The sequence below is a fragment of the Streptomyces sp. NPDC053432 genome, from assembly GCF_055585365.1.
The window spans coordinates 157,169-180,714 of the sequence record NZ_JBVJKF010000010.1 but is presented as its reverse complement, the minus strand read 5'-3'; the positions used below and the strand labels follow the sequence as shown (position 1 = coordinate 180,714).

General features: G+C 72.5%; 19 protein-coding genes, 2 tRNA genes and 1 pseudogene. 4 read left to right on the top strand and 18 right to left on the bottom strand.

All coding sequences use genetic code 11. The annotated features are described in order from the left end of the window. Window positions 1–31 precede the first annotated feature (31 nt). Both ACZ6Y1_RS18890 and ACZ6Y1_RS18885 read left to right on the top strand, forming a co-directional pair. Complete coding sequence (locus ACZ6Y1_RS18890; protein WP_469630440.1) at window positions 32–751, top strand: MBL fold metallo-hydrolase; 720 nt, start codon at window positions 32–34, stop codon at window positions 749–751. Between the two features lie 34 nt (window positions 752–785). Then, window positions 786–1,589 (top strand): DUF3097 domain-containing protein, encoded by an 804-nt coding sequence (locus tag ACZ6Y1_RS18885; RefSeq protein ID WP_469630437.1) that lies wholly within the window; start codon window positions 786–788, stop codon window positions 1,587–1,589. A gap of 72 nt (window positions 1,590–1,661) precedes the next feature. On the opposite strand, the gene hemW is transcribed toward ACZ6Y1_RS18885, so the two are convergent. From hemW to lepA, 3 genes are all read right to left on the bottom strand, one after another. Next, complete coding sequence (hemW, locus tag ACZ6Y1_RS18880; protein ID WP_469630434.1) at window positions 1,662–2,894, bottom strand: radical SAM family heme chaperone HemW; 1,233 nt, start codon at window positions 2,892–2,894, stop codon at window positions 1,662–1,664. Window positions 2,895–3,250: 356 nt separating this feature from the next. Then, the gene (locus ACZ6Y1_RS18875; RefSeq protein WP_469630432.1) at window positions 3,251–5,140 is read right to left on the bottom strand and encodes an AMP-dependent synthetase/ligase; all 1,890 of its coding nucleotides are present in this window, start codon (window positions 5,138–5,140) and stop codon (window positions 3,251–3,253) included. A gap of 203 nt (window positions 5,141–5,343) precedes the next feature. Further along, complete coding sequence (gene lepA / locus ACZ6Y1_RS18870; protein WP_469630427.1) at window positions 5,344–7,209, bottom strand: translation elongation factor 4; 1,866 nt, start codon at window positions 7,207–7,209, stop codon at window positions 5,344–5,346. Window positions 7,210–7,407: 198 nt separating this feature from the next. Between lepA and rpsT the strand changes: the two genes are divergently transcribed. Further along, a complete protein-coding gene (rpsT, locus tag ACZ6Y1_RS18865) occupies window positions 7,408–7,674 on the top strand; it encodes a 30S ribosomal protein S20 (RefSeq protein WP_361596746.1) in 267 nt (88 codons plus the stop codon). A 191-nt stretch (window positions 7,675–7,865) separates the two neighbouring features. Here the strand turns inward: rpsT and holA are convergent, their stop codons facing one another. Next, complete coding sequence (gene holA / locus ACZ6Y1_RS18860; RefSeq protein WP_469630423.1) at window positions 7,866–8,861, bottom strand: DNA polymerase III subunit delta; 996 nt, start codon at window positions 8,859–8,861, stop codon at window positions 7,866–7,868. Between the two features lie 76 nt (window positions 8,862–8,937). On the opposite strand from holA, the gene ACZ6Y1_RS18855 reads away from it, so the two are divergent. Then, a complete protein-coding gene (locus ACZ6Y1_RS18855; protein ID WP_469630420.1) occupies window positions 8,938–9,180 on the top strand; it encodes a hypothetical protein in 243 nt (80 codons plus the stop codon). Window positions 9,181–9,248: 68 nt separating this feature from the next. Here ACZ6Y1_RS18855 and ACZ6Y1_RS18850 read toward each other — a convergent pair whose 3' ends face one another. The 14 genes and pseudogenes from ACZ6Y1_RS18850 to ACZ6Y1_RS18785 form a co-directional block, all read right to left on the bottom strand. Then, window positions 9,249–10,130 (bottom strand): YceI family protein, encoded by an 882-nt coding sequence (locus ACZ6Y1_RS18850; RefSeq protein ID WP_469630417.1) that lies wholly within the window; start codon window positions 10,128–10,130, stop codon window positions 9,249–9,251. Between the two features lie 136 nt (window positions 10,131–10,266). Then, a pseudogene (locus ACZ6Y1_RS18845) lies at window positions 10,267–12,450 on the bottom strand (ComEC/Rec2 family competence protein); the annotation flags it as partial. 308 nt (window positions 12,451–12,758) lie between these two features. Continuing rightward, window positions 12,759–13,598: a ComEA family DNA-binding protein gene (locus tag ACZ6Y1_RS18840; protein WP_469630413.1), complete on the bottom strand. Its 840-nt coding sequence runs from the start codon at window positions 13,596–13,598 to the stop codon at window positions 12,759–12,761. A gap of 281 nt (window positions 13,599–13,879) precedes the next feature. Next, window positions 13,880–14,725, bottom strand: a complete 846-nt coding sequence (locus ACZ6Y1_RS18835; protein ID WP_469630409.1) for a DegV family protein — start codon at window positions 14,723–14,725, stop codon at window positions 13,880–13,882. A 289-nt stretch (window positions 14,726–15,014) separates the two neighbouring features. After that, the gene (locus ACZ6Y1_RS18830) at window positions 15,015–15,719 is read right to left on the bottom strand and encodes a hypothetical protein (RefSeq protein ID WP_469630406.1); all 705 of its coding nucleotides are present in this window, start codon (window positions 15,717–15,719) and stop codon (window positions 15,015–15,017) included. A gap of 116 nt (window positions 15,720–15,835) precedes the next feature. Beyond that, a complete protein-coding gene (leuS, locus tag ACZ6Y1_RS18825) occupies window positions 15,836–18,700 on the bottom strand; it encodes a leucine--tRNA ligase (protein ID WP_469630403.1) in 2,865 nt (954 codons plus the stop codon). A 262-nt stretch (window positions 18,701–18,962) separates the two neighbouring features. Next, window positions 18,963–19,035, bottom strand: a tRNA-Ala gene (locus ACZ6Y1_RS18820). Between the two features lie 131 nt (window positions 19,036–19,166). Beyond that, complete coding sequence (locus ACZ6Y1_RS18815) at window positions 19,167–19,400, bottom strand: hypothetical protein (RefSeq protein WP_344156087.1); 234 nt, start codon at window positions 19,398–19,400, stop codon at window positions 19,167–19,169. 142 nt (window positions 19,401–19,542) lie between these two features. Continuing rightward, window positions 19,543–19,615 (bottom strand) — tRNA-Ala (locus ACZ6Y1_RS18810). Between the two features lie 125 nt (window positions 19,616–19,740). After that, complete coding sequence (locus tag ACZ6Y1_RS18805) at window positions 19,741–20,397, bottom strand: histidine phosphatase family protein (protein WP_469630694.1); 657 nt, start codon at window positions 20,395–20,397, stop codon at window positions 19,741–19,743. Next, window positions 20,394–20,840, bottom strand: a complete 447-nt coding sequence (gene rsfS / locus ACZ6Y1_RS18800; RefSeq protein ID WP_328925687.1) for a ribosome silencing factor — start codon at window positions 20,838–20,840, stop codon at window positions 20,394–20,396. The genes ACZ6Y1_RS18805 and rsfS overlap by 4 nt, the downstream gene beginning before the upstream one ends. A 108-nt stretch (window positions 20,841–20,948) precedes the next feature. Further along, the gene (locus ACZ6Y1_RS18795; RefSeq protein WP_469630397.1) at window positions 20,949–22,661 is read right to left on the bottom strand and encodes an LCP family protein; all 1,713 of its coding nucleotides are present in this window, start codon (window positions 22,659–22,661) and stop codon (window positions 20,949–20,951) included. Window positions 22,662–22,685: 24 nt separating this feature from the next. Then, a complete protein-coding gene (gene nadD, locus ACZ6Y1_RS18790; protein WP_469630394.1) occupies window positions 22,686–23,303 on the bottom strand; it encodes a nicotinate-nucleotide adenylyltransferase in 618 nt (205 codons plus the stop codon). A gap of 41 nt (window positions 23,304–23,344) precedes the next feature. Further along, window positions 23,345–23,512 (bottom strand): hypothetical protein, encoded by a 168-nt coding sequence (locus tag ACZ6Y1_RS18785; RefSeq protein WP_376660699.1) that lies wholly within the window; start codon window positions 23,510–23,512, stop codon window positions 23,345–23,347. Between the last annotated feature and the right edge of the window lie 34 nt (window positions 23,513–23,546).

Genomic DNA, 23,546 nt, shown 5'->3' with positions numbered 1-23,546 from the left:
CAAGGGAGGCCCGCCAGGGTACCGTCGCGGCATGGACGTACGTTGGGAAGAGGCGGGCTGGGAACGGCTGACCGGGCGGACCGGCCGCAGACGGCTTCCGGTGTGGGACTGCACCGTGGGACTGGTGGTTGGCGACGATTCCGTGCTCCTCGTCGACTCCGGTTCGTGCCTGCGCGAGGGTGCTCAGGTGCGTGCGGAGGCCGAGCGTCTCACCGGCCGTCGAGTGACCCATATCGCATTCACGCACGGCCATTTCGATCACGTCCTGGGCGGGGCGGCCTTCTCCGGTGCCGAGGTGTACGGGGCGGTCGGCCTGGACGCGCTGCTCGCCACGGGCCGCGAGGAGCTGCGCGACGACGCGGTGCGGCACGGTCTGGCGGAGGCGGAGGCCGCGGAGGCGGCCGACCTGCTGGTGGTGCCGAAGCACCTCGTGTCGGGCGAGTGGACGCTGGAACTGGGCGGGGTTCAGGTGCTGCTGGCCAACGTGGGTCCGGGGCACACCCGGCACGATCTGGCGGCCTTCGTGCCGGGCGACCGGGAGACGGTGTTCTGCGGGGACCTGGTGGAGGAGTCGGGCGAGCCGTCGGCGGGCCCGGACGCGACGCCGGGGCAGTGGCCCGCGGCGCTGGACCGGCTGCTGTCGCTGGGCGGGCAGGACGCGCTGTATGTGCCGGGCCACGGGGCGGTGGTCGACGCGGCTTTCGTCGCCGCGCAGCGCGCCGCGCTGGCGGGCCGTTTCGGCGTGTCATAGCCAAGATCACCACGGCTCCCCTACCCTCGGCCGGATGCGCGAGTACTCCCCCGATCTGACTCCCCAGTGGAAGCGCCCGAAGGCCGTGCCGGAGGTGGCGGCGGAACCGGACCTGGTGGTCGAGGTGGCCGGTACGGACTTCTGCGGCGCGGTGGTGGCCTGCGAGGCGGGCACGGTGACGCTGGAGGACCGCTTCGGCAAGCGGCGGGTGTTCCCGCTGGAGCCGCGGGGCTTCCTGCTGGACGGCGCCGTGGTGACCCTGACCCGCCCCCCGCGCGCCCCCGCCGCGCCCTCCCGTACGGCTTCCGGCTCGATCGCCGTCCCGGGCGCCCGGGCCCGGGTCGCGCGGGCCGGACGGATCTACGTGGAGGGCCGCCACGACGCGGAACTCGTCGAGAAGGTCTGGGGCGACGACCTGCGCATCGAGGGCGTGGTGGTGGAGTACCTGGAGGGCATCGACGACCTCCGGGCCGTCGTCGCCGACTTCGCGCCGGGCCCCGACGCCCGCCTGGGCGTCCTGGTCGACCACCTGGTGCCCGGCTCGAAGGAGTCCCGCATCGCGGCCTCGGTGACCTCCGAGGACGTCCTGATCGTGGGCCATCCGTACATCGACGTCTGGCAGGCGGTGAAACCGTCCGCCCTGGGCATCCCGGCCTGGCCGGCGGTCCCGCGCGGCCAGGACTGGAAGACGGGCGTCTGCCGGGCGCTGGGCTGGCCGGAGAACACCGGCGCGGCGTGGCAGCACATCCTGTCCCGGGTGACGACCTACAAGGACCTGGAACCGGCCCTCCTGGGCCGCGTGGAGGAGCTGATCGACTTCGTCACGGCACCGGCCTGAGCCGGCGCCGCGCGGGCCTGAGCCGGCGCCGCGCGGGCCTGAGCCGGCGCCGCGCGGGCCCGGCGGGACCGGTCAGTCCACCAGGTCCCGGACCACCGCGTCGGCCAGCAGCCGCCCGCGCAGCGTCAGCACGGCGCGCCCCGCCTCGTACGGCGCGGTCTCCAGCAGCCCGTCCGCCAGCGCCCGGCGGGAGGCCGCCAGTCCGGCCGGCGCCAGCAGGGACAGCGGCACGCCGTCCACCAGGCGCAGCTCCAGCAGGATCCGCTCCACCCGCCGGTCCTCGTCCGACAGGAGCTCGCGCCCGGCCCCGGGCGACCGCCCCTCGGCCAGGGCGCCGGCGTAGGCGCCGGGGTGCTTCACGTTCCACCAGCGCACCCCGCCCACGTGCGAGTGGGCGCCCGGCCCCGCGCCCCACCAGTCCGCGCCGCGCCAGTACAGCTCGTTGTGCAGGCAGCGTCCGGCCTCCGAGGTGGCCCAGTTGGAGACCTCGTACCAGGAGTATCCGGCCCCGGCCATGACCTCGTCCGCGATCAGGTACCGGTCGGCGTGCACGTCGTCGTCCGTCATCGGGACCTCGCCCCGGCGGATCCGCCGGGCCAGCTGAGTGCCCTCCTCGACGATCAGCGCGTACGCACTGATGTGGTCCGGTCCCGCGCCGAGCGCCGCGTCCAGCGAGGCCCGCCAGTCGTCGTCGGTCTCCCCCGGGGTCCCGTAGATCAGGTCCAGGTTGACGTGCTCGAACCCCGCGGCCCGCGCCTCCGCGACGCACGCCTCGGGCCGGCCCGGGGTGTGTGTGCGGTCCAGCACCTTCAGGACGTGCTGCTTCGCGCTCTGCATGCCGAAGGAAATGCGGTTGAACCCGCCGGCCCGCAGTTCGGCGAGGTACTCCGGATTCACCGACTCCGGATTGGCCTCGGTGGTGATCTCGGCGTCCTCGGCCAGGCCGAACTCGTCCCGGATCGCCGCGAGCATCCGCACGAGGTCCGCGGCCGGCAGCAGGGTCGGCGTGCCGCCGCCCACGAAGACCGTGCGCACGGCCCTCGGGTCGTCCCCGAGCACCTTCCGCGCCAGGCGGACCTCGTCGGTCAGGGTGTCGGCGTAGTTCTCCCGCGAGGCGAGCACACCGCCGGTGCCCCGCAGCTCGGTGGCCGTGTAGGTGTTGAAGTCGCAGTACCCGCAGCGCGTGGCGCAGTAGGGGACGTGCAGGTAGAAACCGAGCGGACGGTCCCCCGCCCCGGCAAGGGCGTGCGGCGGCAGCGAGCCGTCCTCGGGCATGGGTTCACCGTCGGGCAGTGCGGAAGGCATACCCCCATCATCCCGCACCGGCCGCGCCATCGGGCCCGCCCGGCACCAGCCCCCTGGTCCGGCCGGCTTCCCAGCCCGCCCGCCGCACGACTCCGGGCCCGGGCGGGCCCCCGATCCAGCCCCGCCGGCGTTCGGGCGCGGGGCCCGATCCAGCCCCGCCGGCGTTTGAGGCGCGGGTTCGGGCGGGGCCCGATCCAGCCCCGCCCGCGTTTGAGGCGCGGGGTCTGGGGCGGAGCCCCGGCCCGCGCGAGGGGCCGCGGCGCCGGGACGCGCACCGACGCCCTGGGAGTGGGCACCCCGACGGCACGGGGGCGGCCCCGCCGGGCATTCGGAACTGGGCGGGCCCCCGGCAGGGATCAGGCTTCGCGCGATCCCTCGTACATCTCCTCGATCAGGTGCTTGAACTCACGCTCGACCACCGGCCGCTTCAGCTTCAGGCTCGGCGTGAGGTCCCCGTGCTCGACGTCCAGGTCCCGCGGCAGGATCCGGAACTTCTTGATCGTCTGCCAGCGCTGCAGCCCCTCGTTCAGGGTCTGCACGTACGTCTCGATCAGCCGCGCGGTCTCCGGCGCGGCCAGCACCTGGCCGTACGTCCTGCCCTCCAGCCCGTTCTCCGCGGCCCAGCCCATGATCGACGGCTCGTCCAGCGCGATCAGCGCGGAGCAGAAGTTCCGGTCGGCGCCGTGGACGACGATGGTCGACACGTACGGGCAGATCGCCTTGAACTGGCCCTCGATCTCGGCCGGGGCGACGTACTTGCCGCCCGAGGTCTTGATCAGGTCCTTCTTGCGGTCGGTGATCCGCAGGTAGCCGTCGGCCGACAGTTCGCCGATGTCGCCCGTGTGCAGCCAGCCGTCGGACTCCAGGACCTCGGCGGTCTTCTCCGGCTGCCCGTGGTAGCCCTGCATGATGCCGGGGCCGCGCAGCAGGACCTCGCCGTCGTCGGCGATGCGGACCTCGGTGCCGGGGAGCGGCTTGCCGACCGTGCCGGTGCGGTAGGCCTCGCCCGGGTTGACGAAGGAGGCGGCGCTGGACTCGGTCAGGCCGTAGCCCTCCAGGATGTGGATGCCCGCGCCGGAGAAGAAGTAGCCGATCTCGGGTGCCAGGGCGGAGGCGCCGGAGACGGCGGCGCGCAGTTTGCCGCCGAAGGCCTCGCGGAGCTTGGAGTAGACGAGCGCGTCGGCGATCTTGTGCTTGGTGGTGAGGCCGAAGGGGGCGGTCTTGCGGCCGGTGCGCCGGAAGTTGTCCTGGGTGACCTTGGCGTACTCGCGGGCCACGCCGACCGACCACTGGAAGATCTTGTACTTGGCGCCGCCGCCGGCCCGGGCCTTGGCGGCCACGCCGTTGTAGACCTTCTCGAAGATGCGCGGGACGGCCGCCATGTAGGTCGGCTGCACGATCGGCAGGTTGTCGATGATCTTGTCGATCCGGCCGTCGACGGCCGTGACGTGCCCGACCTCGATCTGGCCGGAGGTCAGCACCTTGCCGAAGACGTGGGCCAGCGGCAGCCACAGGTACTGGACGTCGTCCTTGCCGATCAGCCCGGTGGCGACCATGGCCTTGGCCATGTACGACCAGTTGTCGTGCGGAAGCCGTACGCCCTTGGGGCGGCCGGTGGTGCCCGAGGTGTAGATGAGCGTGGCGAGCTGGTCGGCGGTGATGGCCGCGATCCGCTCCTTGATCGCGCCGGGGTGCTTGGCGAGGTACGCCGCGCCGCGCTTCTCCAGGTCGGCGAGGGAGAGCACCCAGCCCTCGGGGTCGCCGTCGACGGCGATCGCGTCGGCCGCCTCCAGGACGACGACGTGGGCGAGGTGCGGCAGGTCGGCGCGGCGCTCGCGGGCCTTCGCCAGCTGCTTGCCGTCCTCGGCGATGAGCACGCGGCTCTCGGAGTCCGAGAGGATGAACGCGGACTCGTCCGCGTTGGTGCTGGGGTAGATCGTGGTGACGGCGCCGCCCGCGCACATCACGCCGAGGTCGGACAGGATCCACTCGACCCGCGTGTTGGAGGCGAGCGCGACGCGCTGCTCCGGCTGGACCCCCAGGTCGATCAGGCCCGCGGCGATGGCGAAGACCCGCTCGGCCGCCTGGCCCCAGCTGAGCGACTTCCAGTCGTCGGGGCCCTGGCCGCCGGCCGCGGGCACCGGGAACCGGTACGCCTCCGCATCGGGCGTCTTCGCGACGCGCTCAAGGAAGAGGGCCGCCACGGTGGGCGGGCGGTTCTCGATCAAGGTCTGTGTGTCGCTCACGGACGTCCTCCGGACCACGCGGCAGGGCCTGTCATTCAGGGGCGGTGACTCAGGGCTTGTAACTGGCGAGTAACCATCGAGCAGTGATCAGAGTAGGGGCCCTCCGGCCGGTGCGTAAGAGCCTCCGAGCGGCCGATTCATAACGAAACAGGCCCCCGGGCATCGCCTCGGGGGCCTGTTTCGTACGCAACGCCGCTGCCGGACTACTTCTTCTTGCCGCCGGAATCGTCGCTGGACAGCACCGCGATGAAGGCCTCCTGCGGGACCTCCACGGAGCCGACCATCTTCATCCGCTTCTTGCCTTCCTTCTGCTTCTCCAGCAGCTTCCGCTTACGGGAGATGTCACCGCCGTAGCACTTGGCGAGGACGTCCTTGCGGATGGCGCGGATGGTCTCGCGGGCGATGACGCGGGAGCCGATCGCGGCCTGGACCGGGACCTCGAAGGCCTGCCGCGGGATGAGCTCGCGCAGCTTGGCGACCAGGCGCACGCCGTAGGCGTAGGCGGCGTCCTTGTGGCAGACGGCGGAGAAGGCGTCGACCTTGTCGCCGTGGAGCAGGATGTCGACCTTGACCAGGCTGGAGGACTGCTCGCCGGTGGGCTCGTAGTCGAGGGAGGCGTAACCGCGCGTCTTGGACTTCAGCTGGTCGAAGAAGTCGAAGACGATCTCCGCGAGCGGGAGGGTGTAGCGGATCTCGACGCGGTCCTCGGAGAGGTAGTCCATGCCGAGGAGGGTGCCGCGGCGGGTCTGGCAGAGCTCCATGATCGCGCCGATGAACTCGCTCGGCGCGAGGATCGTGGCCCGGACGACCGGCTCGAACACGTCCGAGATCTTGCCCTCGGGGAACTCGCTCGGGTTGGTGACGGTGACCTCCTTGCCGTCCTCCAGGACCACCCGGTAGACCACGTTGGGCGCGGTGGCGATCAGGTCGAGGCCGAACTCGCGCTCCAGGCGCTCGCGGACCACGTCCAGGTGGAGCAGGCCGAGGAAGCCGACGCGGAAGCCGAAGCCGAGCGCCGCCGAGGTCTCCGGCTCGTAGACGAGCGCGGCGTCGTTGAGCTGGAGCTTGTCCAGGGCCTCGCGCAGGTCCGGGTAGTCCGATCCGTCGAGCGGGTACAGGCCCGAGAAGACCATCGGCTTCGGGTCCTTGTAGCCGCCGAGGGCCTCGGTCGCGCCGTTGTTCAGGCTGGTGATGGTGTCACCGACCTTGGACTGACGGACGTCCTTCACGCCGGTGATGATGTAGCCCACCTCGCCGACGCCGATGCCGTCGGCCGGGGTCATCTCGGGCGAGGAGACGCCGATCTCCAGCAGCTCGTGGGTGGCGCCGGTCGACATCATCCGGATGCGCTCGCGCTTGTTGAGCTGGCCGTCGACCACACGGACGTAGGTGACCACACCGCGGTACGAGTCGTAGACCGAGTCGAAGATCATGGCGCGGGCCGGGGCGTCCTTGACGCCGACCGGGGCCGGAACGGTGGCGACGACCTTGTCCAGCAGGGCGTCGACGCCCATGCCGGTCTTGGCCGAGACGCGCAGCACGTCGTCGGGGTCGCAGCCGACCAGGTTCGCGAGCTCCTCGGCGAACTTCTCCGGCTGTGCGGCCGGCAGGTCGATCTTGTTCAGGACCGGGACGATCGCGAGGTCGTTCTCCATCGCCAGGTACAGGTTGGCGAGGGTCTGGGCCTCGATGCCCTGGGCGGCGTCCACCAGGAGGATGGTGCCCTCGCACGCGGCGAGGGAGCGCGAGACCTCGTAGGTGAAGTCGACGTGCCCGGGGGTGTCGATCATGTTGAGGATGTGGGTCTTGCCCTGGCCCTCGCCCGCGGTGGGGGCCCAGGGCAGCCGGACCGCCTGGGACTTGATCGTGATGCCGCGCTCACGCTCGATGTCCATGCGGTCGAGGTACTGGGCGCGCATCTGCCGCTGGTCGACCACACCGGTGAGCTGGAGCATCCGGTCGGCAAGGGTCGACTTGCCGTGGTCGATGTGCGCGATGATGCAGAAATTGCGGATCAGCGCCGGGTCGGTACGGCTCGGCTCGGGCACGTGGCTGGGGATCGCGGGCACGCAGTGTCCTGATTCTCGGTCGCAGTCGGAACGCGGAACGAAGTCTGAAGTCCTCCCATGGTCCCATGGACGGGGCAGTGCGCTCGGTTTGGGCCGCCAGGAGCGTGCCTGGTAGCCTGGGCAGCTGTGTCTCGTATGCCCTCTCAGCTGTCGGGACGCAATCCGAAGATCAAACTCTGAACCTGAAAAGGCTCTTTCGTGGCGAACATCAAGTCCCAGATCAAGCGGAACAAGACGAACGAGAAGGCGCGCCTGCGCAACAAGGCCGTCAAGTCCTCGCTCAAGACCGCGATCCGCAAGGCCCGCGAGGCTGTCCTCGCCGGTGACGTCGAGAAGGCCACCGTGGCTTCCCGCGCCGCCGCGCGTGCGCTCGACAAGGCTGTCTCGAAGGGTGTCATCCACAAGAACGCCGCCGCCAACAAGAAGTCGGCGCTGGCTGCCAAGGTTGCCACCCTCCAGGGCTGAGCTCTCGATGTGAATCGCCGGTAGGGACCCAGCGGGCCCTCTCATCCGCTCCCTCACCGGCACACCGCGCCGCACGCGGCCTGCGTTCGCCACGCGGGTGCGGCGCAAGCATCTTCAAGCAGTGACCGAAGGCCCCGGCCCCCACCCTTCCCCAGGGTGGCGGCCGGGGCCTTCGCGTTGCCCCACTTGCCCTACGGGCGGCGCTGCGGGCGGGCCGCGCGGGCCACCGCCACCACGGCCTTCTCCAGGGCGTACTCGGGGTCGCTGCCGCCGCCCTTCACTCCCGCGTCGGCCGCGGCCACGGCGCGCAGGGCGTCCGCGACCCCGTCGGCGGACCAGCCGCGCATCTGCTGGCGAACCCGGTCGATCTTCCACGGCGGCATGCCCAGGTCCCGGGCGAGGTCCCCGGGACGGGCGCCGCGCGGGGCGGAGGCGAGCTTGCCGATCGCACGCACCGCCTGGGCCAGCGCGCTGGTGATCTGGACCGGTGCAACCCCGGTGGCCAGGGACCAGCGCAGGGTTTCGAGGGCTTCCGCCGCCCGCCCCTCGACCGCCCGGTCGGCGACCGTGAAGCTGGAGGCCTCGGCACGGCCCGTGTAGTAGAGGCCCACCACGGCTTCGTCGATCGTGCCCTCGACGTCCGCGCACAGCTGCGCCGCGGCGCTCGCCAGCTCCCGCAGGTCGCTGCCGATCGCATCGACCAGGTTCTGGCAGGCGTCCGGGGTCGCCGAGCGCCCCAGCGCGCGGAACTCTCCCCGGACGAACGCCAGGCGGTCGGCCGCCTTGGTCATCTTCGGGCAGGCCACCTCCCGGGCGCCCGCCTTGCGGGCCGCGTCCAGCAGGCCCTTGCCCTTGGCCCCGCCGGCGTGGACGAGGACGAGGACGATCTCCTCGTAGGGCGCGTCGAGGTAGGCCTTGACCTCCTTGACGGAGTCCGCGGACAGGTCCTGGGCGTTGCGCACGACCAGGACCTTGCGCTCGGAGAAGAGCGAGGGGCTCGTCAGCTCGGCCAGCGTGCCGGGCTGGAGCTGCTCGGAGGAGAGGTCGCGCACGTCCGTGTCGGCGTCGGTGGCACGGGCGGCCGCCACCACCTCCCGCACGGCACGGTCGAGCAGCAGGTCCTCCTGCCCCACCGCGAGGGTGATCGGGGCGAGCGGATCGTCGGTTGAGTTCTTCCTGGTGGCCATCGCCTCCAGCATCCCACGCCGCACTGACAGCCCACCGCCGCACGGGCCCTGCGGCCCGATACTCGACAATGGTCGCGTGAACGTGCGACATGTACTCGTCCTGCCCGACCGCGACGCCGCCGAGGAGGTGGCGCAGGAGGTCGTGGACCGCTTCGGCCTGCCGGAGGAGCCGCAGTTGGTCCGCGACGCCCTGGCCGGCGAGGACGACGCCGAGGACGCCCAGTGGCTGGTGGTCGTCGAGGACCCGCGGGAACGTCTCGACCCCACCGTGCTGGACGCCCTCGCCGACGAGTACGAGGGGTGGCTGGAGACCCCTTAGGCACCGGGACCGCCCCCGCTCTCCCCGGCCGCCCGGCCCTCCCGGGCCCTTCAGGTCCCGCCGGGCGCTCAGGCCTTGTGGACGGCCTGGATGTCCAGGGTCACCTCGACGCTCGATCCGATCGCCGCGATCCCGTGCGCCAGCACGGACTGCCAGTTCAGGGTGAAGTCCTCGCGCTGCAGTTCCGTACTGGCCCGGCAGGCGGCCCGCGGCTCGCCCTCCAGGCCCGCGCCCAGACCCAGGTACTCGGTGTCCAGCGTGACGGAACGGCTCACCCCGTGCAGGGTGAGGGCGCCCGCGACGGCCCAGCGGCGGCCGCTGCGGTGGATGAACCGCTCGCTGTAGAACTCGACCGTCGGATAGCGGGCCGCGTCCAGGAAGTCCGCCGAACGCAGGTGGTCGTCCCTCATCCGCAGTCCGGTGTCGATGCTCGCCGCGTCGATCCGCACGTGCATGGAGGAGTCCTCCATGCGCTCGGCGATCCGGACCGCGCCGGCGAACGTGCTGAACCGGCCGCGGATCCGCGCCATGCCGATGTGACGGGCCGTGAAGCCGATCGTCGAATGCGCCGGGTCGAGCTCCCAGTGCCCGGGCTTCGGCAGCAGCGGCGGCTCCACGACGTCCAGGACGATCTCCCCGGTGCCGGGCTGCGCGGGACCGCCCACCAGCGTCGCCCCGTGGAACGGCGCGTACCCCTCGGCGCTGACCGAGAGCCGGTACTCCCCTTCCGGCACGGTCGCGGTGAACGCGCCGTACGGGTCGGTCTCGCCGCTCACGATCCGCCGCCCGATCGGGTCGGTGACCTCGAACTTCGCCTGCCTGATCGGCTGGTGGACACTGTCGAGGACACGACAGCTGAGCAGCTGCGCCGTCGGCGGCAGCGTCAGTGTCGCGGATGTCTGCGGACTGGAACCCCCCGCCGTATCCATCCCCCTTCGGCGACCGAACATGGCTGATGCACCCCCGTGCTGTGTGGACTGTGACCGTGTTGGCGAAGACGCATTCGATCATGCTGTCGGGTTGTGGGCAAACAGAGTGCTCGCGCCCGGTATGGACCCGGCGGATCCGCCTCCGCATGGCTGGAAACGCCCGTAGTCGGACCCCCGATCCGGTGACCGCGACGGAGCCGTCGGTGTCGGTCCGCAGCACGGTCGCCCCCAGCTCCCGGAGCCCCGCGAGCGTACGGGGTGCGGGGTGCCCGTAGCGGTTGCCGGCGCCGACCGGGACGATCGCGAGCCGCGGCCGGATCCGGGCCTGCAGCTGCGGGTCCTGGTGCGCGGACCCGTGGTGGGCCACCTTCAGGACGTCCACCGGACCCAGCTCCGGATGGTTCGTCAGGAGCGCCCGCTGGGCCGGTGGTTCCAGGTCGCCGAGCAGGAGCAGGGTCAGCCCCGCGCCGCGCACCAGCAGGGCCACGCTCGCGTCGTTGGGCCCCTCGGGCGGCGGTCCGGCCGGAGGCGGCCAGAGCACCTGCCACTCCAGCGGCCCCGCCCGGCGCCGTTCCCCCGCCACCGCGGGCACCACCGGCACCCCGGCGGCGGCCGCCGTCCTGCGTACGAACTCGGCCTGTGCGGGCGGCTCTTCGAGACCGGTGGTCTGGATCACCCCCACGGACCTGCCGCGCAGCACCCCGGCCAGGCCCGCCACGTGGTCGGCGTGAAAGTGCGTCAGCAGCAGCATCGGCACCCGCCGGACCCCCAGGGCGCGCAGGCACGCGTCCACCGGGCCGGGCTCCGGGCCGGCGTCCACCACCAGGGCCTCCCCCGGCCCCACGGCCAGGACGGCGGCGTCCCCCTGGCCCACGGCGCACTGGACGTAACTCCAGTCCGGCGGCGGCCAGCCCGTAACGGTACGGGTCAGCTGCGGCGGCCGCAGCACGGCCAGGAGCAGCACCACCGCCAGGACGCAGACGACCCACCGACGGCGGCCGAACCGCGCCGCCAGCGCCACGCCCGCGAGCGTCACGGCGGCCAGCAGCACACCCCCGCCGAGCCCGCCCGGCCAGGCCAGCTCCGCCCCCGGCATCCGTTCCCCGGCCCGGGCCACGGCGGCGATCCACCCGGCGGGCACCCCCGCGCACCGGGCCAGCAGTTCCGCGGCCGGCATCGACAGCGGGGCCATCGCGAGGGTCGCGAAGCCGAGCACCGTCGCCGGACCCGCCGCGAGCTCGGCCAGCAGGTTGCACGGCACGGCGACGAGGCCGACCCGGGCCGAGAGCACGGCGACGACCGGCGCGCACACCGCCTGGGCGGCAGCGGCGGCCGCCAGCGCCTCGGCGAGCCGGGGCGGCATCCCGTACCGCCGCAGCGCCCCGCTCCACCGGGGTGCCAGGGTCAGCAGCGCCCCGGTCGCCAGGACGGAGAGCAGGAACCCGTATCCGCGGGCCAGCCACGGGTCGTACAGCACCAGCAGCAGGACGGCGGCGGCCAGCGCCGGCAGCAGGGACCTGCGCCGCCCCGTCGCGAGGGCCAGCAGTGTCACGGCCCCGCACGCCGCGGCCCGCAGCACGCTCGGTTCCGGTCTGCACACCACCACGAACCCGAGCGTCAGCGACGCACCGCACACGGCCGTCCCCCGCAGCGACAGCCCGAGCCGGGGCGCCAGCCCCCGCCGCTCGGCCCGCTGCGCGCGGGCCGGGGGCCCGACGAGCAGGAACAGCACCACCGTCAGGTTGGACCCCGAGACGGCGAGCAGGTGCAGCAGATCGGTGGCCCGGAAGGCCTCACGGAGGTCGTCCGGCACCCGGGAGGTGTCCCCGACGACCAGCCCCGGCAGCAGGGCCCGCGCATCCGGGGCGAGCCCGTCGCTCGCCTCCCGCAGCCCCGCCCGCAAGCGCCCCGCGATCCGCTGTGCGGCGTCCGGGCCGCCGGTCACCCCGGGCGGGGCTTCACCGGCCGGACGGAGCACCGCCACGGCCCGCTCCCCGCCCCTCGCCGGTGCCAGCCGGGCGACGACCTCCACCCTGGTGGAGGGCAGCAGCCGGGCCCATCCCGTATGTCCGGCGAGGACCCGCACGGGCGTCTCCACCCGGGTACGCGCCCCGTCCGGCCCGGTCACCCGGGTCACCACCGCGTCCAGCAGCACCAGCGGCGGCCCGCTGCCGCCGCGGGAGACCTGCGGATCGGAGCCGACCGTCAGCTCCGCGAGAACACGGGCGTGCTCCCTGGCCAGACCCTCGACCGGCCCGGCCCGCGCCTCGGCCCGCTGGAGTCCGGCCACCCCGGCCCCCGCGGCCGCGCACAGCAGGACGGCGGCCACGGCCGGGGCCATCCCCCAGCGCGGCCCGGCCCGCCGGAACCCGGCGAGGACCAGCAGCCCGGCACCGAGCGCGCCCAGCACAGCCACCGCGACGCCGGTCCGCACGGCGGATGCGCCCAGCGCGAGGGCCGCCGCTCCCCACGCGGCCAGGGCCGGCACCACGAGCCGCAGATCCGCCGGGCGCCTCCCGTCGGGGTCCGGGTCCACCGGGCGCAGGTCCCGCGGCCGCCGATCCACGGGCCCCGCGGTCTCCGCGCCCGGGTCCCCGGCGCCGACGCCCGCCGCGCCGGGGTCCGCCCCGCCCCGCGCCCCGGGGCGGTTCACGGCCGCACCAGGGCGCGCAGGTCGGCGAAGCGCCGTTCTCCGATGCCGTCGACCTGCCGGAGGTCCTCCACGGACCGGAAGCCGCCGCGGGCGGTGCGGAAGTCCACGATGTGCTGCGCCAGCACCGGCCCCACCCCGGGCAGCCCGTCCAGCTGGTCGACGGTGGCGGATCCGAGGCTGAGCGGACCCGCAGCCGAGCCCGCAGCCGAGCCCGCGCCCGGACCCGCGCCCGACGTCATGCCCGCCCCCTGGGGCGGTGCCGGGGCGCCCACCAGCACCTGCTCGCCGTCCACCAGCACCCGGGCCCGGTTCAGCCCCGTGGTGTCCGTACCCGGGCGCACACCCCCGGCGGCGGCCAGCGCGTCCTCCACCCGCGAACCGGCGGGCAGCCGCCGCACCCCCGGCTCCCGGACCTTCCCGCTGACGTCCACGACGATCCGCGCGGCGCCTGCTGCCGGAGCCGGAGCCGGCGCCACCGCCGACGCCGGGGCGACCACCGCCGGAGCGGTCACCGCGCGCGGCCGGGCTGACCAGTACTGCTGCGCGGCGAAGCCGACGGCTGCCACCAGCACTACGGCGACGGCGCCCACCGTGCGCGGCTCCACCCCGCAACGGGCCTGGAGCCACACCGGCAGCCGCTCCCGCACGGCCAGACCGCTCCTCGTCGGCCCGCCCCTCGTCGGCCCGCTCCTCGTCGGCCCGCCCGGCGCGGCCCCGTCGAGCAGCTCGGCCGACGGCGGCTGCCCGGCCGGCTCCCGGAGCGGCTGCCCGGCCGGCGGTGGACTGCTGCCGCCCAGCAGGGCCTCGGCCCGGCGGCGCAGCACCTCCGGGTCCACCTGCGGAGCACGGGACCGGCGATACCGCCCGCGCCGGTGCCGGACACGGCGGTCCGAGACACGGCGGTCCGAGAGACGGGGGTCCGAGAGGAGGGGGTCCGAGAGACGGTGGCCGGAGAGACGGTTACGGCCAGGGCCGCTCCCGGCGCCCGACCGGGACGGGATACGCGTTCGAAGAGTCATGCCACGACCGTAGGGGCCCGGCCGGAATCCCGTTCGGAACCCCCAATTCCGGTGGACAGCGGACCCGTTGTGGATATCCCGGTCACCCGTACCGGTGATCAGCGGGGCGAGACGACCGCCGCCAGCAGCCCCGGCCCGGTGTGCGCGCCGATCACCGCACCGACCTCGCTGACGTGCAGTTCGGCCAGGCCCGGAATCCGCTCGCGCAGCCGCTGGGCGAGCTTGTCGGCCCGCTCCGGAGCCGCCAGGTGGTGCACCGCCACGTCGACGCTGCCCGACCCGGCGCGCTCTACGGCCAACTCCTCCAGCCGCGCGATGGCCTTCGAGGCCGTGCGCACCTTCTCCAGCATCTCGATCCGCCCGCCGTCCAGCGTCAGCAGCGGCTTCACCGCGAGCGCCGAGCCCAGCAGGGCCTGCGCGGCCCCGATCCGGCCACCGCGCCGCAGGTAGTCGAGGGTGTCGACGTAGAAGTACGCGGCCATGTCCGCCGCCCGCTTCTCCGCGGCGGCCACGGCCTCGTCCAGGGAACCGCCCGCCTCGGCCGCCTCGGCGGCCGCCAGCGCGCAGAAGCCGAGCGCCATCGCGACCATGCCCGTGTCGACGACCCTCACCGGCACGGGCGCGGACCGCGAGGCGACCACGGCCGCGTCGTACGTGCCGGAGAACTCGGCGGACAGGTGCAGGCTGACGATCCCGGCGGCCCCGGCGTCGGCGGCCGCCCGGTAGGCCCGGACGAACTCCTCCGGGCTGGGGCGGGAGGTGGTGACCGAACGGCGCTTCTGCAGGGCCAGGGCCAGGCTGCGCGCCGAGATCTCGGTGCCCTCCTCCAGCGCCTCGCCGCCCAGTACGACGGTGAGCGGGACGGAGGTGATTCCGTGCCGCGCCATGGCCGGTCGGGGCAGGTAGGCCGTGGAATCGGTGACGATGGCGACATGGCGGGACATGAGCCGGAGGTTACCGCCAGTGGGGGCGCGGCGGCAGCCTGACCCCTCGCCGGGGCCCTGTCTGTCCCCTGCCGGGCGCTGCGGCGGCCCTGCGGGGCTCCTCCCCCGCCCCGCCCCTTCCCGAGAACCGGGGGCTCCCAACCCCAGGGCCACCGGGCGAGGCTCCGCCCCAAACCCCAGCTCCCCGTCCCGGGCTGCCGCCCGGGGCCCCGGCCCCCCGCTCCCGGGTTCGGCCCGAGGCAGCGCCCCGAGCGGCCGTACAAGGCGGCCCGCCGCCGGGGCCGTGGGGCTACGTCGTGCTTTCCGGGCGGCGCGCCTTCTCCCAGGGGTACGGCGTCGTCGGCGTCGCCGGGTTCAGCGCCGTCGGTGCAGGTGCCGGGGACGGAGCCGGGGCCTGGTCCTGCGCCGCGTCCCAGGCCGCCGCCGCTGCCGCCAGGTCGTCCACCGGCGGGCGGTGCCAGTCCCTCAGCGCTCCGGACTCGACCTCGATCTGCTCCGAGAGCACGGACAGGTCGTCCTCGGCGAACCGGCGGGCCCGGTCGCGCGCCGCCCACCGCAGCGAGTCCGCGGACTGGGTGATCTTGGCCGTGCGTTCCCGCAGGTCGGGCAGGAGCTCAGCGATGCGCTTGCGGTCGGGCTCCTGCTCCAGCCGCCTCAGCTCGTCGTCCAGCTCGTGTCCGTGCGCGCTCAGCCGCTCGAACAGTCCGATCGACTCCTTGAGCGAGGCGTCCACCCGGACCCCGTCGTGCAGCGCCTGCTGCGTGGAGCGCATCGACGTCCTCAGGTCGATGCGCAGTTGCGCCAGCGAGGCCGTGACCCCGACCTGCCCCAGGCTCTTGGCCCGCAGGGTGGTGTCCTCGACCGTCCGCCGCGCGTGCGTGATCGTCCGGTCCACGCCGCGCTTCGCCGCCTGCACCACCTTGACGGTCAGGTACGCGCCCAGGCCCAGGAAGGTGAGAACCATCAGCGCGAAGATGATCAACGCGACCTCCATCTGTGCCCCTTCCCCGGTCCCCGAAGCATTTGTCCGTCCCCTCAACCGTAAACGCCACGGGCAGGCCAGGGGTTCCATTCGAACCCCCAACCTGCCCGTACGGGAATACCCCGAGATCAGATGACGATGTTCACCAGCTTCGGCGCGCGCACGATCACCTTGCGGATCTCCGCGCCCGCCAGCGCCGCGACGACGCCCTCGTCCGTGACGGCCAGCTTCTCCAGCTCCGCGTCCGAGATCGTCGGCGGCACCTCCAGCCGGGCCTTGACCTTGCCCTTGACCTGCACCACGCACGTCACGGTCTCGTCCACCACGTACGCCGGGTCCGCGACCGGGAAGTCCTGGTGGACCACCGACTCGCGGTGGCCCAGGCGCTGCCACAGCTCCTCCGCGATGTGCGGGGCCAGCGGGGCGATCAGCAGGACCAGCCGCTCCGCGACCGAGCGCTCCAGCGGGCGGCCGGCCTTGGTCAGGAAGTTGTTCAGCTCGGTGATCTTGGCGATGGCGGTGTTGAAACGCAGCCCGGCCATGTCCGAACCGGCCCCGTCGATCGCCTTGTGCAGCGCGCGCAGCGTGTCCTCGGCCGGCTCGGCGTCGACGACGGTGACGGCGCCCGTCGACTCGTCGACGATGTTGCGCCACAGGCGCTGCAGCAGCCGGTACTGGCCGACGACGGCGCGGGTGTCCCACGGACGCGAGACGTCCAGCGGGCCCATCGCCATCTCGTACAGGCGCAGCGTGTCGGCGCCGTACTCCTCGCAGATCTCGTCGGGCGTGACGGCGTTCTTCAGGGACTTGCCCATCTTGCCGTGCTCGCGCTTGACCGGCTTGCCCTCGTAGAAGTACCCGCCGTCGCGCTCCTCGACCTCGGCCGCCGGCACGTAGACGCCGCGCTCGTCGGTGTACGCGTACGCCTGGATCATGCCCTGGTTGAACAGCTTGTGGAACGGCTCCGCCGAGGAGACGTGGCCCAGGTCGAACAGCACCTTGGACCAGAAACGCGCGTACAGCAGGTGCAGCACCGCGTGCTCGGCGCCGCCCACGTACAGGTCGACGCCGCCGTGCGGCGCGCCCTCGCGCGGACCCATCCAGTACTGCTCGATCTCCGGGTCGACCAGCCGCTCGGAGTTGTGCGGGTCCAGGTAGCGCAGCTCGTACCAGCAGGAACCGGCCCAGTTCGGCATGGTGTTGGTCTCGCGGCGGTACGACTTCACGCCGTCGCCCAGGTCCAGCTCGACGTTGACCCACGCCTCGTTGCGGGACAGCGGGGTCTCCGGCTTGGAGGCGGCGTCGTCCGGCTCGAAGGTGCGCGGCGAGTAGTCCTCGACCTCGGGCAGTTCCAGCGGCAGCATCGACTCGGGCAGCGCGTGCGCGACGCCGTCCTCGTCGTAGACGATCGGGAAGGGCTCGCCCCAGTAGCGCTGGCGGCTGAACAGCCAGTCGCGCAGCCGGAAGTTGACCGTGCCCTCGCCGATGCCGCGCTCGGACAGCCAGTCGGTGATCGCGGCCTTCGCCTCGACGACGCCCATGCCGTCCAGGGAGATGCCCTCGCCCGTGGAGTTGATCAGCTTCGCGTCGTAGGAGGCGAAGGCGTCGTCCCACTCGGCCGGGTCGGTGCCGCGCCCGTCGGAGGGCTGCACGACACAACGGATCGGCAGCTCGAAGGCGCGCGCGAACTCGAAGTCGCGGGCGTCGTGCGCCGGGACGGCCATGATCGCGCCGGTGCCGTAGCCCATCAGCACGTAGTCGGCGATGAAGACGGGGATCTTCTCGCCGCTGACGGGGTTGACCGCGTACTCGCCGGTGAAGACGCCGGTCTTCTCCTTGGCGTCGGCCTGCCGCTCGACGTCCGACTTGGCGTTGGAGAAGGCGCGGTACGCGGCCACGGCCTCGGCCGGGGTGGCGTGCCCGCCGGTCCACACCTCGTGCGTGCCCTCGGGCCAGGCGGCCGGGATGAACTTCTCGACCAGCGGGTGCTCCGGAGCCAGCACCATGTAGGTCGCGCCGAACAGCGTGTCCTGACGGGTGGTGAAGACGGTGATCGCCTCGTCGCCCAGGGCGAAGTCGACGCGGGCGCCCTCGCTGCGGCCGATCCAGTTCCGCTGCTGCAGCTTGATGGCCTCGGGCCAGTCCAGCCCGTCCAGGTCGTCCAGCAGCCGGTCGGCGTACGCGGTGATCCGCATGTTCCACTGGCTCAGCCGGGACTTGAAGACGGGGAAGTTGCCGCGCTCGGAACGGCCGTCGGCGGTGACCTCCTCGTTGGCCAGTACGGTGCCCAGACCGGGGCACCAGTTCACGGGCGCGTCCGAGGAGTAGGCCAGGCGGAAGCCGTTCAGCACGTCGGCCCGCTCGCCGGCGGTCAGCTCCGCCCAGGCGCGGCCGCCGGGGACCTCGCGGGAGCCGTCCTCGAAGGCGGCGACCAGCTCGGTGATCGGCCGGGCCTTCTTCGCGTCGGCGTCGTACCAGGAGTTGTAGATCTGCAGGAAGATCCACTGGGTCCACTTGTAGTAGTCCGGGTCGATCGTCGCGAAGGACCGGCGCTTGTCGTGGCCCAGGCCCAGGCGGCGCAGCTGGACCTTCATGTTCTCGATGTTCGCCTCGGTCGACACGCGCGGGTGCGTGCCGGTCTGCACGGCGTACTGCTCGGCCGGCAGGCCGAAGGCGTCGAAGCCCAGGGTGTGCAGGACGTTGTGGCCGGTCATCCGCTGGTGGCGGGCGTAGACGTCGGTGGCGATGTACCCCAGCGGGTGACCGACGTGCAGGCCCGCACCGGACGGGTACGGGAACATGTCCATGATGAACTTCTTGGGCCGCGCGACCACCGCGGGGTCACCGGCCAGGTCACCGGTCGGGTTCGGGGCCTCGTACGTGCCCTGCGCGTCCCATACGTCCTGCCAGCGTGCCTCGATGTCGGCGGCCATGGCAGCCGTGTAACGGTGCGCCTCGGCCGCCTCGGGGGCCGGGGTGTTCGTCTCGCTCATGATTCCTGAAGCTCCATCGATCGTCTCTGCCGTCTCTGCCTGCCCAAACGAAAAAGCCCCTCGCACAGGAGGGGACGCCGCGCCGATGCCGACCGTCTCGTGGGTCGGCGCTGATCAGCGCGGCTCGGTAAGCAGAAGGCGTACGGCACGCATGGCGTCAGGGTACCGCAGGGGCCACCGCCGGTGCCCGGTCGTTCCACACGTCGACACGGCGGCACAACGAGAAGCGGGCCACCCGTTCGGGTGGCCCGCTTCTTCACTGTGGAGCTAAGGAGAATTGAACTCCTGACCTCCTGCATGCCATGCAGGCGCTCTACCAACTGAGCTATAGCCCCTTGCCTTGCTTGCCGCTTCGGTTTCCCTTGCCGGTTCCCCCTGGCGACATCCCAAACATTACACGGTCATGGCCCTGGTCCAAAAATCGGTTTCCATCGACCAAGCGCCATGCCCGATTTGACCCATCTCGTCACGCTCTGGCGAACTGGTAGAACCGCTTGAGCGTGCAGTGCTCGTCGAGCAGGCGGCCGTAGATCGGCTCGCCCTCCAGCTCGCGGTACGTCTCGATCGGGTCGCCTTTTATGATCAGCGCCCGCGCGCACTCCTCGCACCAGTACTGGTAGTCGGCGTTGACCGGTTCCATGTCCCGCACGATCGGCGTGCCGTTGTTGCACCAGTCGCACCGCCGCCGGTGTGCACCCATCCGTCAGCGACTCCCTCCCGCGTCGGGCCGTCGACTCCCCCTCCGGCGGTCCGATTCTGCCACGCCGTGCGCAGCTGGTCAGTATGCGCAAAGGGTACAAAAACAAGGATCCCGCCCCCTGTTGGGGACGGGATCCTGATTGTGGAGCTAAGGAGAATTGAACTCCTGACCTCCTGCATGCCATGCAGGCGCTCTACCAACTGAGCTATAGCCCCGCTCTCCGCTGCGCTTCCCCCGTTTCCGGTGTTCTTCGCTGCGAACAAGAAGAACTCTAGCCTGTGACCAGCCGGAAAGTGAAATCCGGGTCGGAGCCCGGTCGGGAAGCGGCAGGGAGCCGCTCTCAGTCGTCGTCGCCGAGCACCGGTTCCGGCAGGGTGCCGGCGTTGTGCTCCAGCAGACGCCAGCCGCGTGCGCCCTCGCCGAGGACGGACCAGCAGCAGTTGGAGAGCCCGCCCAGGCTCTCCCAGTGGTTCGAGTCCAGACCCAGCAGGCGGCCGATGGTCGTACGGATGGTGCCGCCGTGGCTGACCACGACGAGCGTGCCGCCCTGCGGCAGTCCGTCGGCGTGCTCGAGCACCACCGGCGCGGCCCGGTCGGCGACCTCGGTCTCCAGTTCCCCGCCGCCGCGGCGGACCGGCTCGCCGCGCTTCCACGCCGCGTACTGCTCGCCGTACTTCTCGAGGATCTCGTCGTGCGTGAGGCCCTGCCACTCACCCGCGTACGTCTCGCGCAGCGCCTCGGTGTGCGTCACGGGCAGGCCCGTGACGGCCGACAGCTCGCCGGCCGTGGCGGAGGCCCTGCGGAGGTCCGAGGCGACGATGGCGTCCGGCCTCAGGGAGGCGAGCAGCCGGGCCGCGCGGCGCGCCTGCGCCACACCCGTCTCGGTCAGCTCGATGTCCGTGGAGCCCTGGAAGCGGCGCTCCAGGTTCCACGAGGTCTGGCCGTGCCGCCACAGGACGATCTTGCGGCCGGTCCGGCCCGTGTCGGTCGTGCTCAGAACAGATCACCGTCCAGATCGTCGTCACCGGCGGCCTCGCGCAGCTTGGCGTGCTCCTCGGCCTTGCCGATGGTGAGCTTGGCGTCCTCGGGCAGCTCGATCTCGGGGCAGTCCTTCCACAGGCGCTCCAGCGCGTAGAAGACCCGCTCCTCGCTGTGCTGAACGTGGACGACGATGTCGACGTAGTCGAGCAGGATCCAGCGGGCGTCGCGGTCGCCCTCGCGGCGCACCGGCTTGGCGCCGAGCTCCTTGAGGAGGCGCTCCTCGATCTCGTCCACGATCGACTTGACCTGGCGGTCGTTGGGGGCCGAGGCGAGCAGGAAGGCGTCGGTGATCGACAGCACGTCGCTGACGTCGTAGGCGATGATGTCGTGCGCGAGCCGGTCGGCCGCCGCCTGGGCGGCGGTGGTGATGAGCTCGATGGAGCGGTCCGTGGCGGTCACTGGCCATGCTTTCGGGTTGGCGGGCAGATCCATACAAGGGTCTCACGTACCGCCGTCACCGCCCGCGCGGAATGTTCCGCGCGGGCGTCGCCGCCCCCGGAGCCCGGGTCAGGACGGCTTGTAGTCCTTGCCCAGGATCACTACGACGTCGGCGTTCACCGCGTTCTCGGCCTTCTTCACGACCGTCTCCGGCAGCCCCAGCGTCTTGGCGACGTCGATCGCCCGGTCCTTCGTCGCGTCGTCCTGGTAGGTGATCTGCGAGGTGGCGGCCGTCCTGTCGGCCTTGCCGCCGTCCACGAAGGTGTAGCCGCCGTTCAGCAGCGCCGCCTTCGCCGCGCCCTGGACCTTGTCGTCACCGGTGGCGTCCTTGAGGCCGACGCGCGGGGCCGCTCCGGGCTGCGCCGCGGAGGCCGTGCCGCCCAGGACCTCCTTGACCACCTTTTTGTTGGCTTCGTCGGTGAGGGTGCCGTCCGCCTTCAGCCCGAGCAGGTCGGTGCGGTAGGCGCCCACCTTGGCGTGCGCGCCGAGCCGGGAGAGCAGGGCTCCGAGGGTCTGCGCGTTCAGGCCCGGGTCGAGGATCTGGCCCATGCTCTCGACCGTGACGGCGGCCGCCTTCGGGTCGCTCGGGATCTTGCGCAGGACCGCGTGGAGGACCTTGCCCATGCGTTCCAGCGGCTTGGTCTCGGGCTCCCCCTGGGCGCGGTACGTGGCGTACGCGACGGCCATGGGGCCGCTCAGGCTCTGCTTCTGGCCCTGGGCCACGGCCGGGGCCTTGGCCGCGTCGTCCGCCGGGACCGCGGTGTCGGTGTCGACCTCGATGCCGCCCACCAGCTCGACGAGGTTCTCCAGGAAGGGGGTGTCCAGCCGCCAGGTCCCGCCGATGTGGGTGCCGAGGACCGAGTCGAGGGCCTCCCGGGTGCCGAGGCCGCCCTCGTCGACCGCCTTGCCGAGCGGCGTGGTCGTCCCGTCCTGGCCGGGGACGCCGAGGGTGTTCGGCAGCAGGACGGTGGCCCCCTGCTTGGTGGTGACGTTGTCGACGAGCAGCGCGGAGGCGGTGCCGCCCTTCTTGGTGTTGTGCAGGTGGACGACGATCATGTCGCGCTTCTGCGCCCCGGCGTCGGCGGTCGCCGCGTTCTTCTTCTCCCCCGGACCGTCGAGGAAGGGCAGCTTGCCCGCGTACCAGAGGTAGCCGAGACCGGCGACGACGAAGACGGCGAGGACGACGATCAGCGCCACCACCCGGTTGCGGCCGCGGCGGCGGGCCTCCTCACGGCGCTCGGTGCGGCTCTCGGTGAACTTCAGCCAGTCGATGACGTCGTCGGACTCCTCGTCCGGCTGGTCGATGAAGGCGAACATCTCGGTGCGGTAGTCCCGGTCCTCCTCGGACCCGGAGCCCGGCTCGGACCGGGGGCGGCGCGGCTCGGGGACCTGGACGGCCGGGCGCTCGGCGGTGGCCGGCGGGGCCTGGGGCGCGGGCTGCCCGGCGGCCGCGGGGGGCTCCGGAGCGGTCTGCTGCGGGATCCACTGCCGGGTCGCCTGCGTGTCGTACCCGTAGCCGGGGTCCTGCTGGTAGCCCTGGCCGCCGTACTCCTGGGCGGGCTGCTGCTGCGGGTAGTACTGCTGCTGCTCGCCGTAGCCCTGGTAGCCGTAGCCCTGCTGTCCGTACGTGTCGTACTGCTCGTACTGGGGGGCCTGCGGGGCGGGCTGGGCGGGGCGCGCGGGCGCCTGGCCGTACACCGGCCGCCCGTAGGCGTCGTAGCCGATGAGCTGCTGCTCCTGGGCGACACCGTACGGGTCGTACGGATCCTGTCGGTCGTTCACCGCGGGGCCCCTCTCTCCGGAAGCTCAGGCTCCCCGGTACAGCTCACGCTTGTCGATGTAGCGCACCACACCGTCGGGCACCAGGTACCAGACGGGATCCCCCTGGGCCACTCTCGCACGGCAGTCCGTGGAGGAGATGGCCAGCGCGGGGACCTCTACGAGGGAGACGCCACCCTCGGGCAGTCCGTCGTCGGTGAGTACGTGGCCCGGCCGGGTGACTCCGATGAAGTGGGCGAGCGAGAACAGCTCGGCGGCGTTTCGCCAGGTCAGGATCTGGGCGAGCGCGTCGGCGCCGGTGATGAAGAACAGGTCGGCGTCGTCGTTCAGCGCCTTCAGGTCGCGCAGGGTGTCGATCGTGTACGTCGGGCCGCCGCGGTCGATGTCGATGCGGCTCACCGAGAACTGGGGGTTCGACGCGGTCGCGATGACGGTCATCAGGTAGCGGTCCTCGGCGGGCGAGACGGCCCGCTGGGACTTCTGCCACGGCTCGCCCGTCGGTACGAACACCACCTCGTCGAGGTGGAAAAGAGCGGCCACCTCGCTGGCGGCCACCAGGTGTCCGTGGTGGATCGGGTCGAACGTCCCGCCCATCACGCCGAGTCGGCGTTTGACCGGGCCCGTAGGCACTTCCTGCTCTCCCATGAGCGCAGAGCCTACTGGCCCGGCGGACGCGCCGGAGCGGCCTAGCGGTCGCGGTTGAGGCGGGTGGTCACCCAGAGCATGAGCAGCAGGATGCCGAGGGCGGCGCCGCCCGTCAGGTAAGGGCTGAGGCTGTCGTGGTTGCCGCCGTGCTGCTCAACCTCCTCCGAGGCGAGGACGACCAGGTTGTGGGCGGTGGAGGCGAGGCTCATCAGGCAGGTACCTATCGAGTCGGGGAGCGGGCGG